The following is a 15136-nucleotide window of genomic DNA, read 5'->3' on the forward strand; positions in this document are numbered from 1 at the left end:
CTGAATTGATGACATACGTCTGGGCAGGTCAACGTAACAATCGTCACGATATGAACGAACCGCATCCGTTTCTCGCGCTTAACAGATCCCGGCCTGCGTATCAGTGCGCTTTGTGTCAGAAGCGGACGTCACTAACAACGGTATACAAGTATTAATGAGGAGCAAATCAGCCACACTAAGGATATTTATTATTGAGTATTGAACAGAAATTGTTTGTGCTGGATTTATAGTCTTTTGCGGGTGGGGTATAAGAATTGAGTTTTTTACTGATGCTTGAAATTTTCACAGCACAAGCAGCAACCCAACACCATACTATAAAAGCCATAAAAAAGACAAACAGAGATAGTAAAGCCTTTACGCTATAACTGTGTAAATAACCCCTATATATCTCAGTAACGCTAATCGATAGTAACCATACAAATACTAAAGATACTAACCACTTGTGGAATTTATGAGGGTATATGTTTCCATCAGCAATTGTGTACATCCCTTGGTAACGTAAGACTGCCCTCAGGGAGGGCATCAATGACTGCGTATGTTCTGAGTAAAAACATATGATTTTGTAAGATAAATCCCGGTCTCTGTGTAGTCCGAACGACTGTAGACGGAACTGCTGTTCCGCCTTAGCTAACGGATCGGACATTGGTCCAGATGAGTTCCTAAGCCACTCGACTGCATTTATCTGCTCGGAAGATGAGCGTGAAAAAAAATCTCTGCGATGAAATTGAATATACTTTTTTGTAACAGCTCCGATGATGCTAAGAACTACTGCGGAAACCACCGGATTACTTAAAAGATCCTTTATTAGAGCTATCATAGATTTTCTCCTGCTTATCTATCTTCTGGAAGGGTATTATCTCATTTGTTACAAGCCAATTAGAACCTGTCTCCTCAAGAAAGTAAATTCTATAGCGACCGCGATCCCTATCAAAAGAACTCGGCCTTAAGAATGTCTATATCTTCGAGAGCAAATCAATTACCTGGGGTTTAACACACCTTAATTTATTTATGTAGTAATACCATGCCCAAACTTCAGCTTTTCCGCCTATAGCAGACATCGGCGTACACACATGCGCATTGCCGGCTGTAACGACTTATACTCATCACAGGAGTCATAAATGTGTATGCCTGTTGGATGCAGACAGGCAGCAATGCTGGTCAGAATGGAGCATTTTAATGGCCTTTCAGAATCCTGCTCAGAACTACACCGAAACGCGCCTTAACCTGGGCGATCTCGTTCACCTTTCTCCTTACTCAACCTATCTGATGCGCAGCGAAAGCGACTGCCCAGATGCCGGTATTGTGAAAGGATCCGTGCTGGCTATCGATCGTGCACTGACGCCTGTACATCGCCAGCTAATCGTTGCTGAGGTTGACGGGGAGCTGACGCTGAGACGACTGCTGCTCAATCCGGTTCCCGCCCTGCAGGCGCTGGACGAGGACGAAACGGTAACAGTGCTGGATGTGAACCAGACGCTGCCCGTCTGGGGTGTGGTTGCCTATGCGCTCACTGATGTGGCCGGGGTGGGATTCAACGGGCCGGCAGGAGAGTAGGGATGTTTGCGCTGGCCGATGCCAATAATTTTTACGCCTCCTGTGAAACGGTATTCCGGCCCGACCTGCGCGGAAAACCCATTGTGGTTGTGTCGAATAATGATGGCTGCGTTATTGCCCGCTCGGCTGAAGCAAAGCGAATGGGCATAAAAATGGCGGCCCCGTTGTTTAAGAATGAGCGTTTCTTCAGGGAGAACGGGGTATACGTATTCAGCTCCAACTACGAGCTGTATGGCGACATGTCGGCACGCATGATGGCAATACTGGGGGAGATGGCTGCAGGGCAGGAAGTTTACTCAATTGACGAGTGTTTTCTGGACGTTACAGGGATTAACAGCCTTATCCCGCTTGAGACCTTCGGACAGCAGATGCGCGAGCGTATCCGCAGGGAAACGGGACTCATCATTGGCGTGGGGTTTGCGCCGACGAAAACGCTGGCGAAACTGGCCAACCATGCGGCAAAGAAATGGACACAGACTAACGGCGTCGTGGACCTGTCCGACAGACACCGGCAGCGAAAGCTCCTGCATCTGACCGACGTCAGCGATATCTGGGGTATTGGTCAGCGCATCAGCAAACGCATGAATCAGCTGGGAATAACAACGGCTCTGCAGCTGGCAGACAGCAACATCAGCATGATACGGAAAAATTTTGACGTCATCGTTGAGCGTATCACCCGTGAGCTGAATGGTGAGTCCTGCATCGCGCTTGAGGATGCACCGCCACCGAAAGAGCACATACTGAACTCGCGGTCGTTTGGTGAAAGAGTCACAAAACTGGAAGAGATGCAGCAGGCAATCGTGCTTTATGCCACGCGTGCGGCAGAAAAGCTCAGGGAGCAGAATTCACGCTGCAGGCATATCAGTGTCTCAGTTGCCACCGGCAGACATGGCGATGAGCCTCGATATTCCAACACGGCATCCTGCATGTGCGATTATCCGACCAGTGATACGCGGGACATTATAGAATCAGCGCTTCGCGGTCTTGGCACTATCTGGCGGGAGGGCTTCCGCTATGCCAAAGCTGGGGTGATGTTGGGAGATTTTTACCCGTCCGGCATGACGCAGTTTGACCTGTTCAGTGAGCAGCAGCCCCGTGCAAACGCAGATGCTTTAATGGCGGCACTGGACGGCATTAATCGTTCAGGGAGAGGCAAGGTCTGGTTTGCGGGGCAGGGAGCGCGCGACAGCTCATGGCAGATGAAGCGCGAAAGGTTGTCGCCACGCTATACAACGCGGCTGAAAGATATTCCTGCCATAAAGTAGCTAAAAGTATCGGGTGAGCCTGTTAGCTGAAAGTCCGCCCTGTGCCAGAAGCAGACCAAAAGGCAATCTTTCAATGATGAAAAAAAGTATATTTTACGCTCCTTAAAGAGGGGGATTTAATGGATACAGGCGTCAGTCAGGAAACTGTAAAAGCTGACATTGCGGGAAAAAGCCTTGATGTGACCCTCTTCAGAGTAAGGGATGCTACAACGTGTATTCTCTTTGTTCCCGGACTGGGCGGCAACCCGCTAAGACACATAGGGCTTATCCAAACATTTGCTCGCCACGGAGTAGCCGTTGTAGCGCCACATTTTGAACTTTTGAATTCGCGTTTTCCGACTCAAGCTGAATTGACAGAGCGCGTCCAGCGACTAAATCTGGTGGCTGAAAAATTCTGCACAGGATATGCCTCAATATCAGGTGTTGGCCATTCACTCGGAGCAGTAATTTTACTCATACGTGCTGGAGCTACCGCCTGGACCAGTGCCAGAGAACCTGTCAGGTTTGAAGGCCATAATATCCTTAATCGACTGGTCCTTTTGACGCCCCCCTCCGACTTTTTTCCAGCACATCTGTCATTGGTCCCCATAAAGATACCGCTTCAGATTTGGGCGGGTGAAAAGGACGTAATTACGCCACCTGCACAGGCACTATTCCTTCATCAGTCCTTACGTTTAGACACTTATTCTGAACTACACATTGCTGAGAATGCAGGTCACTTTACCTTCATGAATGAGCTACCTCCGCAGGTCACAGATCCTCATCCATCGCGAAACGATTTCCTTCTGAAACTGGGAGAAACAATAACTCAGTTCATCAAATCCCCAGAAGTCACATAAGGTGTGGTTATTGCATAATATCGCATCCGCACTTTATCATAGTGGACACTTCGATGGTAAATGTCCGCTATTTACCCGTACAGTCTATTAACAAAAATGGATGTAATCAAAGGGCTCAGGTCAATGTGGATGCATAACGCTGTTCAAAGTTGGTGATTTTGAGCAGATAAGACAAGCCCTGCCGCGCACAAGTAAAATGACAGTGGCAGGCTCACGCAGTGGGTTAATGGCTTATGGCTACGTAGATGTGATGGGCAAAGCTGATTATGCAAAATGCGTTGACTAGAAAGATCGCCGTGAGTGTTGTTTCGCTGGTTTTAGCTGTGCTTCTCATAAAGTACATCACACCACTCAACAATCTTATTTTCACCTTTGGTTCATGGCTTTTCTTCAAGCTTGGCCCAGGAGGACAAGGCTGGGTTGGAAGTGACTATCAATGGGGAGAAGACCCCGTTACTTTTTTCGTGGCTCTTTTAGCGGTGTTATTTCTCGGATGGTTGATATCGAGTATTATAAAAAGCATTTTTCCGACCACCAGAAAGTCCTCTTAAGCTAAATTTCACACCCCGATCATTTAAAAACCGGGGCCAGGCGAGTTCTGCTATGAGTGTACTGGTTAAATGAAACCCAATAACCAGATCAATTTCGCTAAGCCCAGCTGACGCTGGGGTTTTTATGCGCATAAAACGAGGGTTCCATTGATGTTCAGGCCTACCGGTTAGCCGTCTGTCTGGCGCTGGATGAGCAGATTACGCGCCAAATGCTGCAGGTTAGCCCTGATGCAATCGAGCTCAACAAGACGTTTCTCGTTATTACTAAAAAACATTAAAGCAATGACCAGCACGGCCTGTGAGGCGACATCCGCGCTTCGGACTCTTAATCGCGTATTTAATCATCAGTTTTCCTGCGGGTCCCATGGCGCGCGTGCAGATGCCAGCCCTGGCAGGACGCTCGCACGGCCTCCGCCTTCAGAACAGGGTAGCTGATGGCACGGCTGAAAGAACAGCGTGCCTCCGGGCAACTGGGGTAGAGACGATGCAGGGCATAAATCGGTCAAATAACCGGCTTCCGGTTTATTGACGCAGTATAATTTCAGCAACGTCCGTTCCTGGCATAAAGTGGAATTTCGGCAGGTTAAGATCCGCGAAGGCCTTAACAACTCGCTAATAAACTTAAATATAGAAACTTTCAGTTATGCACTGTCTATGATATTTTAACGACATGATGCTTAGAGAGTAATTACTTATCAATGCAGCATTGCAAATCATAATTATTGTGTTCACATCTTTCCTGATTGCGCTGCCTCAGGCAATGAGAATTGATCCGATATTATATTTATTTTACACAAGATAATGCTCTTGCTACTCAGTTACAGGCTAAAGTTGTCAAAGACAGGGTCAAAAGCCGGGGATATACTAACATTCATGCGTCAAATGCACGAAGCGAGGCTTTGCTATACAAAGAAGCATTACTTGTTGAGAGCATTGATGTGCTACATTCTGAACTTCACTAAGTCGTCAAGCCATTTGTATAAGGAATATTATGCTTTTCGGTGACCCCTATCGCTTTGCAATCTGGATTGAACATGTGCCGCAGTGGGGCGACTCTATAAAAAATGGATTCTTTTATTTCTTTTTAAACGGGAATATGTATCCCAATGACATCCGCACATCGACACTATTCGTTGATTACGATGATGTTATCGATCCTGAAAATGCTCTTGTAGCTATGCCATACGATGAAGAAATATTCAATGCATCAACAGATAAAGCCTTCGCATCTCTGTATGAAATGAGCTACCCACACTCGACACCAGATGATGAATACCCTGATGGGATTTGTAAGTTCAAAGCTTCACCCACGATAATTTTAGAATCTGGAGCATGTTTTTTTGCCGTATCGAATAAAGATTCTGTCAGGGTCTTAGGTGGTAAAGTGTCTGAGTTAGTTGATTGTGGCGAAAGGCGAATCTGGAAAGACATTAAGCATCCTGTTATAGAGGATATAATTCTGGAGAAAAAAGAAATTAATGAGATTATTTCAAGCTTTAGGGAATACACCGCTTCTTTATTACGTTTGAATAGTTAATGAAGTTCAAAGGGCAGGGGTTCAGTATCTAAAATACTTTACCCTCATCTGATAAGATTACAACATGGACGTTTATAACGTCCAGTATTCAGCTCATATGTGTAAAAATTTCTCCCACTCAATGGGCTTGAACCATGTGGCAAATGTCTGCTTCTGGCACAAAGCGAGCTTACCACTGGCAATAAAAAACCCGCCGAAGCGGGTTTGGCAAATTTAATTCATTCTCAGGCTGCCATCTTTCTGCATTGTTCAGCACAGTGATGACAAGCTCTGGAGCACTCCTGACAATGGTCATGTTCATGCTTTCCACATTCATCGCCGCATTTCTGACAAACGTCAGCGCAAAGACGGCAGAGCGCCTGTGCTGAGTCGCTATTTAGTGTCATGAACTGAGCTGCGAGACGGCAGATATTTGCACATTGCATATCCAGTTTTATGCATTCGCGCATCATTTCAAGATTCTCTTCTTCGAGACATGAAGCCGCGCAGTTATCACACGCAGTTGCGCACAGGTAACAGGCTTCGATGCATTTTTTAAATTCGTCTGACATGATATCTCCTCAGCTAAGGTTACAGATCAAGCATGGATGAGATAACTGATTATGCAATTCTGGAATGAGTTAATAACTTTTCTGAGGTTTCACACGCTTCATAAAATCGGCTTTTCTGTTCAGGGTACTTTGTGCCCGCAATACAACCCGGCTTGCGGAATTTCTCTTTTCTTCCATGCAGGAAGTGCGCTGCTTCCCTGAGGAAGCTTGCGCATTGTCCTGTGATTTGAATGTGTTAGGTGTTCAGTCCGCTAAAGATGGCAGGCTTTTTTATCATTTTCCGGCGAAAAACAGCCGCATAAACCTGCCAGTGCGCCATATTTAATGACTAATCAAACACCATGGGACTTCCTGTTATGTTGCAACCTCAATCTTCACGTCTGGGCGGCTTACTGCTGCTGATCGCGGCAGCGATCGGTTTCGCGGTGGCTTTGTATGCGTGGCTGACGCCACTGACCGGTGTGACCGGTACAATCGGCGCGTTAGGTGTGGCTATCGCCAGCGTCATTCTGGCGATACTGACATTTATTCTGCGTAGTGCATCCGGTCGCGGTGCACGCGTGACGGTAATTGTTCTGATCCTGGTCGTGTTATTCGGTACTGCTTTTGCCGCCGCCTTGCTGCATCAGTACATCATTACGGCAGCGATGGTTGCAGGCCTTATTGGTCTGATTACGCTCTGCAGAAACCCCGCCCGTCCTGACCATCGCGTTAAAGCCTGAGGAAATCTTCGTGAAGAACAATAAAACGACTCCGGTAATGAAAGTCGGCATGACGGCGCTGGCGCTGCTGCTTACCCCACTGGCACTCCATGCGCAGGATAACGCTGCCGAGGCCTCTATGGGCGCGCGGGAGAAGGTCAGTCCGGATGCGGCTGATCACCAATCTCCCGGTACCACTAACACCACAGACGATGCCTCAACCGGCAAGCGTGATGGAGATAAGGTCGCAACGGCAGACAATCCCCCGACTTCGCTGGTGCCATCGGGTGCGACCTGGGACAGCTTCCACGGTCAGCTAAACGCGCAGAAATACAGCCCACTGAAGCAGATCAATACAGATAACGTCAGCCAGTTAAAGAAGATCTGGGAATTTCATACCGGTGATGTCTCGGACGGCAAGGGTGACACGCCCGCGACCGTCTGGTCAGCCACCCCTATTTTTGCCAATCAGACCCTGTATATCGGTACGCCTTTCGATCGCCTGATTGCCCTCGATCCCGGTACGGGCAAAGAGAAATGGCACTACGACACCAAATCCCCGCGTAAAGCCCTGACCCAGCCCGTTCTGAAAAACCGGGGCGTCTCTTACTGGCAGGCAAAAACCCCCGTCGCCGGACAGGCGTGTCAGAAAATCGTCTATATGGGAACGGTTGATGGCAAGCTCTTTGCGCTGGATGCCGATTCCGGAAAGCCATGCAGCGACTTTGCTGATAATGGCGTTCTCGATCTGAATCAGTGGAACACAATTAACGCCAAATACCCGCTTTCAGTTCTGCAGCCGCCAACGGTTGTCGGTAACCACCTGCTGATTGGCTGGGCGGGCAAGGACTGGGCCTATGCTGAAGCGCCTCCGGGCACGGTTTTCGCCGTGAATGCGCAGACCGGCAAACGCGAATGGACGTTTGACGCTATTCCGGAAGCGGTCCGCAAACGTACCGGTACGGCTAACGTCTGGACACATATGTCAGCTGATGAGGCGCATGGACTGGTGTATCTGCCGGTCTCATCGCCGTCTCCCAACTACTGGGGAGGTAACCGCACTGCACCTATCCCACTGGCTACCTCAACCACCGCACTGGATGTGAACACCGGTAAAGTCGTCTGGTCCCGTCAGTGGGTGCACCACGATGTGTGGGACTACGATATCAACTCGGCGCCGACACTGATGGATATCACGGTCAATGGCAAACCGATCCCGGCACTGATTCAGGCAACCAAGCAGGGCTTTTTGTTTGTGGTGAATCGGCTGACCGGTGAGGATGTCTGGCCGATTGAAGAGCGACCTGTGCCGCAGGGTGATGGCTCGGTTCAGGGTGAAGTTCTTTCACCCACGCAGCCATTCCCGACGAAACCTGCACCGCTGCTTGACCAGTCGAAAAAGCCAGCGATCTGGAAACTGGCGGATATGGTGGGGGCGGGTCAGTGTTCAAGGCTGTGGGATAAGCTGACCTACGAAGGCATGTACACGCCGCCTGTCACCAAAGGCGAAGGCACACTGACGTATCCGGACAGTGCGGGTGGCGTGCAGTGGGGCGGCGTCGCGTTCGATCCTCAAAAGCAGATCGCGATCGTTAATACCTCCCATATCGTGCAGTACGTGAAGCTCTACAGCCGCGAAGATTATGAAAAAGCGGATAATGGCGCGGGCAATGAGAGTGGTTTTGCACCACAGGAAGGCGCGCCTTATGGCATGCGTCTCATGGTTGCCAATAACTGGCTGGGCATGCCGTGCTGGCAGCCACCCTTTGGTGAAATCGTGGCGATTGATATGCACACCGGTGACGTCAAATGGCGTCGTCCTGTTGGCGCATCTCAGCAGTATGGCTTCTTTATGCCAGAAAGCTGGGGCTCACCGACCATCGGCGGCCCGGCAGTCACTGCGGGCGGCGTGATATTTATTGGTGCGTCAATGGATGCTAAGGTTCGCGCCTATTCCGTGGAGAGTGGCGAGGAGCTGTGGTCCGATCAGGCAGAAGCCCCCGCGGTAGCCAATCCCTCGGTCTATGAGTATAAAGGCCGTCAGTACGTGGCGTTTGTCGCCGGCGGTAATACCATCCTCAAGGATCAGGTGGGCGACCAGGTGGTGGTTTACGCTTTACCTGAATAGCGGTTGCTGAAGATTCCGTGAAGAATGTATGGGGCCCTGAGGCCCCATTTTCTTTGTGATTCTGACCAAACGATCATTCTCCTAAAAGCAATCTCATGCCCAGTCTGAGAGCCGTCGACTGCAGATAGAACTGAAAGGCGTTATTGATAAAAGTTACTGACTAAGCAGATCAAACAGTTCTGGCTTCTGAATTTTCAGGATTAATATCTTATGTATTCTTCAGGTTCAGAAAGTAGTCCATTAACGTTTTGTCCCAGCGCTTTCCATACTGAGTGTCATTTATGCCTGTGTTTTTATCCTGTATGACATCATTGCCTTCTAATCTGAATCCATGCTTCTTGCCGGCTTCGGTGACAGTAAATACACCATCTTTGCTGATGACATCAGGTTCTTCAATTTTCAGCGTGGCTTCGCTGGCCGTTTTTATTATGTAGTTATTCTGTCCCTGACTTACATAAGTTGTGAACGGAGATGCCATGAATTGGTTTTTCGATGTCGCATCAGAAACGGTAGTGTTCATGATGGATTCCAGATAGTCAAAACTCGCGGTATGACTGAAAGAATACCCAGGGTCGAGTTCATATCTGATAAAAGCAGGGTCGAGGCCAGAGTTTGCAAGGTTATCACCATTCAGAATACGGGATGCTGTTGCAGCATCTTTATCTGTGAATGATACCGTCTGAACCCGACCAGTCGTATCGTAACTATTCCCTGTATTATAACTACCTGACACGCTTCCGAACTTACGGTAATTACCTAAATCGCGTGCTATATCATCAACATATCGTAAGTCATTTCCCTGTGCTTGTGCCTGTTCATAGAGATGTGAAAGTGCGCCCAAATCGCTCTTCGTCAGAAAAACAGAGGCATCCATCCCCTGGCTATTTTTGGTAAGCTGAGTCTGCATTTCAGGTAAGGTGCTTACCTTACCAAAAAGACGAGACATCATCAGTCCTCGTCCACTTATCGTAGACTGGCCTGACGAGACAGGCTGCACGACTGTAGCGTTGCTCTCGCTGGCAGGGTAGAGGCTGGAGCTTTCAGGGATTTTAACTGATACAGATGGATTCTGCCTGTAAATATTGTTTAACGTATTGATGTTCATTGCCAATGCCTCTCCATCCTGAACAACACTCAGTCCGTGATAAATATCGATGGTTTTTTAAAGTAACGACAGAGCGACATACAACTTTAGATGAAATGATTCATTTAAGGTCTCCAGTCAAAAAAGCAAATGCTCTGTTCGTTACAGATTTAAGCAAAGAGGCCGCTTCTGGTACAAAGCGGACCTTGTGAAAAGTCAGACGTTCAGCCAGAGCGATATCAGGTTTTGATACCTTAATTACATCAACCTGACTGAAAGAGATTCATTACGAAAAGTCTGTCTACTTAGACGCTCTGGCACCGCTCATCCCCGGAGAACCATCGTGACCTCCATTGGTACCACCCTGACCACCCTGACCACCTAACCCCCCGGGGCCCGCATCACCTCCATTTCCACCGTTACCTGAACCATCACCATTACCGCCATTTCCACCGTTACCTCCATCTTCGCCACCACTTCCCCCATTACCTCCGTTTCCATCAGACCCGGCTCCGGCATTTCCGCCGTTACCGCCGTCACCATTGCCGGAGCCATCACCTCCATCACCTCCATCTCCATCGTCTGCGGTAGCATTAAAGCTAATGGCAAAAGTTAATGCCGGTAACAGAATAGAAGGTGTGCAAAAAATTAATACCCGAAGTGTTATGAGAGTTATTATGACTGATGACTTTAAAAAGACGCGCAAACTAAAATATTGCATTCAGACTCTCCTTAAATGAACTTGTTACATTATCTGATTAAGTGTTCCCCCCATCCCCGCCATCTCCACCGTCACCGCCATTTCCGCCAGGTGAATTATTACTGCCCCCATCACCTCCATCTCCACCATCAGCGCCATTTCCCCCGGCCGCGCCTTCACCTCCGTGCCCGTTGTTACCACTGTTGCCCCCATCACCACCGTCACCTCCGTTCCCGCCGGGTGAATCAGCACTATTACCATTTCCACCATTCCCGCCGTTGCCCCCATTGCCACCATCAGGCCCACTCCCGCCATTTCCACCATTCCCGCCATTGCCCCCGGCTGAGCCACTTCCGCCATCACCACCATTGCCGCCATCAGCTGTCAGATGAAACAAATGAGAAGCCGGTATTACAATTTTTTTCTCCTTGTTTGCCCAGGCATTGGTCATTGAGTTGAGAATTACTACGCTAAACAGGCTTAACGAAAAAAATGTATTTATTTTGTTATTCATCCATTAGCTCCATTAGCTCCGGGCGCACCGTTTCCGCCATTTGCGTTTCCATCAGGCGTGTTACCGCCATTACCGCCATTGCCGCCATTGATACATGGGGTTCCCGACACACCTTGCCTGCCATTCTCACCATTAGCGTCACCGCTTTTCGTCGTGCCGCCATCTTTCCCATTCAGATATGAGCAGTCATTATGTTTATGATGATGCCTGTTTGAGGCCTGAGCATTCAAAGCACTGACTAAAATAGTTGAAAGGATAACTATATTGATGGTTAATGAGCGAACTTTCATTTTATATCTCCATAAATTAAACGCGAAGAAATCATTCGCCGCGTATTAAAATTAAAGCAGCCTGTTATGAACCACCATCACCACCATTATCTCCTCCGCCCTCTCCGCCGCCATTATCGCTTCCTTCACCATTACCGGTACCGTTATTATCTCCACTGTCATTACCATTGCTGCTGCCATTCCCACTATCGGCATTACCACCATTACCGCCATTGCCGCCATCCCCGCCTGGCGCTCCCGGTGAATTATCATTCCCACCATTCCCCCCATTACCTCCTGCAGCACCTGCAGCGCCATTCGCATCGCCGATTAACACATAGGGCTTCGCAGAGTCGGATTTAATAGCCTCACTGTCCAACAGCGCTGCGACTGATAGCCGGGATGACATAATTAGCAAAACTCCTAACGCAAAAGTGATTTTATTGAGTCTCATAGTCCATCCTTAAAGTAAGAAATACATGAGTAAAAAACACGTTGCTGATAACCCCGCCGTGGGGTTGCCTGAAGTAAATTAAAAAAAGCATGAAAAGAGAAGGGATGCAGATGTAATAAGAAGTGTCTGGTGATTAACTGTTGTGTGTAAAGTAGCAGGTAGGTTTGTTAGATCTTTAATGTATCTTTCTGGCGGGTGCTGTTTTGTCAGGCCAGCTCTGAAAGTGATATACAGTTCACGGTAACAGCTTTTACAGGCTGAAACGTATTACATTTTTATTAAGCATTAATTTTATGTTTATCTGAAAAATGGGATAGGTAATGAAAAAATTGCATTTCAGAAGGTTGTAACCTCTTTAATTCTGATTATTTAATGATTAATGCAGAAACTGTTTAAGAGCAGATCTGTTGCATTCAGGACAAACTGGCACGGCGAGGCTGGAGGGCTCTTCAACAGGCGCGCTGAAGACACACTACGAATCCAGAGGAGCTGGGTTAAGCGGATCGCACATCAGAAAGGAGTCAAAACGCCTGCTGATTCTGACTAAAACAGACTGTTTGCCAGCGTAAATTATTGTGAGATAGCCACTGAAAGGGCTGAATCCTTAAGGTGTGTTTCCGGCGGATGGCCAGGCGCCCCAAGCCGCGCTGCAGATCCATCAGGCTGCTAACAAACTGCACCTGGTGTTTTTCAGAACCTGGAACTGAGTAAAATCATACGGGCTTTTACAGACCCGGTTACGCTTATCTGCCACTCTTTCTGCAGCATGAGTGAGTCAGAACCCACCTGAACTCTTTTCGATTGAACAAGCATGCTTCAGCACAGCGTCACAGTGCTCTGTTTTTATAAATTTTAACAAAGGTAATATTTTATTAACGCGGCGCGGAAAATATAAATTTCAACTCAGTGTCATAAGAATTTGTTTTAATTTTAAAATTTTCATCCCTGTCGTCTGGCTTATTTCGCCTGGCGTGCGTCTCGCTTATGCTTTTTCCCCGCAGAGTTTTACCGGGTCCGCTTGCAAACATGCTTGCCCCCTCTAGAATAAAAAGTGCAACACGAATACGGCTGGCAATATTTATCATGCCGGTTACCATCTAATTTTAGAAAAGTTATCCAGGAGGATAATATGGCCGAACATCGTGGTGGTTCAGGTAATTTTGCAGAAAACCCTGAGAAAGCATCTGAAGCGGGTAAAAAAGGCGGGCATAACAGTGGCGGTAACTTCGCCAATGACCGTGAAAAAGCTTCAGAAGCGGGAAAAAAAGGTGGCCAGAATAGCCACGGGGGCGGACGTAAGTCTGAATAATCAGAGATGTTAATGCTGATTTAGCCTCAGGCCCCGGCATTCCTGCCGGGGCTTCCTTTTTTAATACATTGAGAGATGAGGATTAATTTACGAGATCCATTGTCAATAAATAACCGCTGCCGCAGTGTTACTGGCAACTTTAATTAAATCCTTTCTCTGCCAGCCGATATTGCTTTATATCAGGCTCTCTTCTTCACTTATTCCCGTCCCGTTTAAATAGTGCCAGCCATAAGCACGTTTAACTGCCTCTTTATCTGCCTCACAATGCATCGCGTGACTGGCACGCGTCAGCGCAAGCAGGGCATGGTGCTGGGCCTCTGCGGCATAACGTTGAGGTGAAATCACCGCCAGCGAGTGCAGCGCTTTCTGCAGGCGCAACTGAACTTCGACCAGTGCGGCACCATCGCGCGCAATCCCGGTGAAAATATCGTCAAACATGTCGCATATTTGCGCGGGCTGCATAAAGAGCCGCGGGTAGTGCGTAGTGGCAGAGTCTGCAGAGGCGGGCAGGGTGAACAACCTGACCGCCCGGCCGATAATATCGATCGCAGTGCCCGGATCGTTAACCGCCGGAGATAGCGCGCGTGAGGCGATTTCGGACAGGACACACAGCCCAAAGCGGGGATCCTGTTCAAAGGAACGCTGCTCACCCAGGGTGAAGGCATGGCACACTCTCTGCATATCATCCTCCTCCAGTTGACGATCGCACCAGAGCAGCGGGGCGCCATGATGAATAAAACTGCCCGGCTGAGCGGCAAGATAAAGGTGACAGTCGTTCTCCTGAGCGAAGTCGGAAAGATGTTGCAGGTCAACATGTTGCAGATAGCCGGTCTGCGGATGAAAGATGCTCTGCACGGCACTACTCTCAGGCAGAACACCGTTCCAGGCAGAGCAGCCCATACAGGGTTGCCGGAGGCGATCGTGGAGGGCTGCCGTGGTGGCTTCTTCGACGCGATGTGATGTGTCAGACATGCAGCCAAACTGGGCCAGATGCTGTATCCAGCGCAGCAGCGTTACGACAATCGTGGCAATGACCACCAGGGTGACAAAAAAGAGAATCACCCGCCCCTGGGTGCCATAGGCGCCCATGCCAAGGGCGATGATGCCCACCAGACTGTAAAGAAAGGAGCCAATAAAGGTCGCCAGCACATTCTGCGTTGTGCCATCTTCAAGCAGCAGCACCGTAGCGCGTGGCGTCACGCTGCTGCTGGCAGAGTTATAGGCCGTAACCACGATATTGAGCGAGAAGGTGGTGACGGCCAGCATACTTGAGGCGAGTATCGTCAGGATCTTATCGACTGCGTCACTGCCTACAATCCCTGATACCGAAACCGGAATAAAGGGTTTAATGGCGATAGCGACAAGTGCAGTGATGATAGCCAGCAGCGCGAATAATGAACTGCGAAACCAGAGTTGCCGGGTCAGCCGGAGAATAAGCCACCGTGTTTTAGACATCATGTCACCTTTTTAATCAGTTTATCGTCGCGGCTTGGCATCAGGCCTTCGTCCGCTGTCCTTATGAAACCACTCTGTCGCCTCTCTTTTCTGACCCTCGGACCGGCCAGACGCCTTCGCTTACAGAGCTGGCTGGTTGCAAGGTAAGAATAGCCACGGATTAACGCATTGACACCCGGGCGCCCTGCGCGGAAAGGTGCTGACCTGTTGCAAGCGGGATTGATC

General features: G+C 48.8%; 16 protein-coding genes. 8 read left to right on the forward strand and 8 right to left on the reverse strand.

All coding sequences use genetic code 11. The features are described from left to right. Positions 1–1176 precede the first annotated feature (1176 nt). The 5 genes from AC6I7A_RS20025 (at position 1177) to AC6I7A_RS20045 (ending at position 5746) form a co-directional block, all read left to right on the forward strand. Complete coding sequence (locus tag AC6I7A_RS20025) at positions 1177–1554, forward strand: peptidase (RefSeq protein WP_009092864.1); 378 nt, start codon at positions 1177–1179, stop codon at positions 1552–1554. Positions 1555–1556: 2 nt separating this feature from the next. Continuing rightward, entirely contained in the window at positions 1557–2819 is a 1263-nt protein-coding gene (umuC, locus tag AC6I7A_RS20030; RefSeq protein WP_058957098.1) for a translesion error-prone DNA polymerase V subunit UmuC, read from the forward strand. 119 nt (positions 2820–2938) lie between these two features. Further along, complete coding sequence (locus AC6I7A_RS20035; protein WP_058957099.1) at positions 2939–3658, forward strand: alpha/beta fold hydrolase; 720 nt, start codon at positions 2939–2941, stop codon at positions 3656–3658. A 266-nt stretch (positions 3659–3924) separates the two neighbouring features. Continuing rightward, a complete protein-coding gene (locus AC6I7A_RS20040; RefSeq protein ID WP_072215479.1) occupies positions 3925–4209 on the forward strand; it encodes a hypothetical protein in 285 nt (94 codons plus the stop codon). 991 nt (positions 4210–5200) lie between these two features. After that, positions 5201–5746, forward strand: coding sequence for an immunity 42 family protein (locus tag AC6I7A_RS20045; RefSeq protein WP_058957100.1), 546 nt, complete (start codon positions 5201–5203; stop codon positions 5744–5746). Positions 5747–5970: 224 nt separating this feature from the next. Here the strand turns inward: AC6I7A_RS20045 and AC6I7A_RS20050 are convergent, their stop codons facing one another. Continuing rightward, positions 5971–6297, reverse strand: coding sequence for a four-helix bundle copper-binding protein (locus AC6I7A_RS20050; RefSeq protein WP_072215480.1), 327 nt, complete (start codon positions 6295–6297; stop codon positions 5971–5973). A gap of 356 nt (positions 6298–6653) precedes the next feature. Between AC6I7A_RS20050 and AC6I7A_RS20055 the strand changes: the two genes are divergently transcribed. Then, the gene (locus AC6I7A_RS20055; RefSeq protein ID WP_058957101.1) at positions 6654–7019 is read left to right on the forward strand and encodes a hypothetical protein; all 366 of its coding nucleotides are present in this window, start codon (positions 6654–6656) and stop codon (positions 7017–7019) included. A 49-nt stretch (positions 7020–7068) separates the two neighbouring features. Next, on the forward strand, positions 7069–9126 hold the full coding sequence (locus AC6I7A_RS20060; protein ID WP_498004995.1) for a pyrroloquinoline quinone-dependent dehydrogenase: 2058 nt from the start codon (positions 7069–7071) through the stop codon (positions 9124–9126). 208 nt (positions 9127–9334) lie between these two features. Here the strand turns inward: AC6I7A_RS20060 and AC6I7A_RS20065 are convergent, their stop codons facing one another. The 6 genes from AC6I7A_RS20065 to AC6I7A_RS20090 all read right to left on the reverse strand — a co-directional run bounded on the left by AC6I7A_RS20065 (position 9335) and on the right by AC6I7A_RS20090 (position 13232). Next, the gene (locus tag AC6I7A_RS20065; RefSeq protein ID WP_058957103.1) at positions 9335–10231 is read right to left on the reverse strand and encodes a hypothetical protein; all 897 of its coding nucleotides are present in this window, start codon (positions 10229–10231) and stop codon (positions 9335–9337) included. Positions 10232–10591: 360 nt separating this feature from the next. After that, positions 10592–10819 carry a hypothetical protein gene (locus AC6I7A_RS20070; protein ID WP_181161946.1) on the reverse strand — a complete coding sequence of 76 codons (228 nt, stop codon included), beginning with the start codon at positions 10817–10819 and terminating at the stop codon, positions 10592–10594. Between the two features lie 136 nt (positions 10820–10955). Next, the gene (locus AC6I7A_RS20075; RefSeq protein WP_058957104.1) at positions 10956–11288 is read right to left on the reverse strand and encodes a hypothetical protein; all 333 of its coding nucleotides are present in this window, start codon (positions 11286–11288) and stop codon (positions 10956–10958) included. A gap of 132 nt (positions 11289–11420) precedes the next feature. Continuing rightward, positions 11421–11714, reverse strand: coding sequence for a hypothetical protein (locus tag AC6I7A_RS20080; RefSeq protein ID WP_071987830.1), 294 nt, complete (start codon positions 11712–11714; stop codon positions 11421–11423). Positions 11715–11778: 64 nt separating this feature from the next. Continuing rightward, positions 11779–12147 carry a hypothetical protein gene (locus AC6I7A_RS20085; RefSeq protein WP_195910800.1) on the reverse strand — a complete coding sequence of 123 codons (369 nt, stop codon included), beginning with the start codon at positions 12145–12147 and terminating at the stop codon, positions 11779–11781. 872 nt (positions 12148–13019) lie between these two features. After that, a complete protein-coding gene (locus AC6I7A_RS20090) occupies positions 13020–13232 on the reverse strand; it encodes a hypothetical protein (RefSeq protein WP_153009186.1) in 213 nt (70 codons plus the stop codon). 44 nt (positions 13233–13276) lie between these two features. Between AC6I7A_RS20090 and AC6I7A_RS20095 the strand changes: the two genes are divergently transcribed. Then, positions 13277–13456, forward strand: a complete 180-nt coding sequence (locus tag AC6I7A_RS20095; protein ID WP_058957106.1) for a con-10 family general stress protein — start codon at positions 13277–13279, stop codon at positions 13454–13456. A gap of 174 nt (positions 13457–13630) precedes the next feature. Here AC6I7A_RS20095 and AC6I7A_RS20100 read toward each other — a convergent pair whose 3' ends face one another. Continuing rightward, complete coding sequence (locus AC6I7A_RS20100) at positions 13631–14911, reverse strand: DUF2254 domain-containing protein (protein WP_064484505.1); 1281 nt, start codon at positions 14909–14911, stop codon at positions 13631–13633. Positions 14912–15136: the final 225 nt, after the last annotated feature.

The sequence above is a fragment of the Type-F symbiont of Plautia stali genome, from assembly GCF_059731105.1.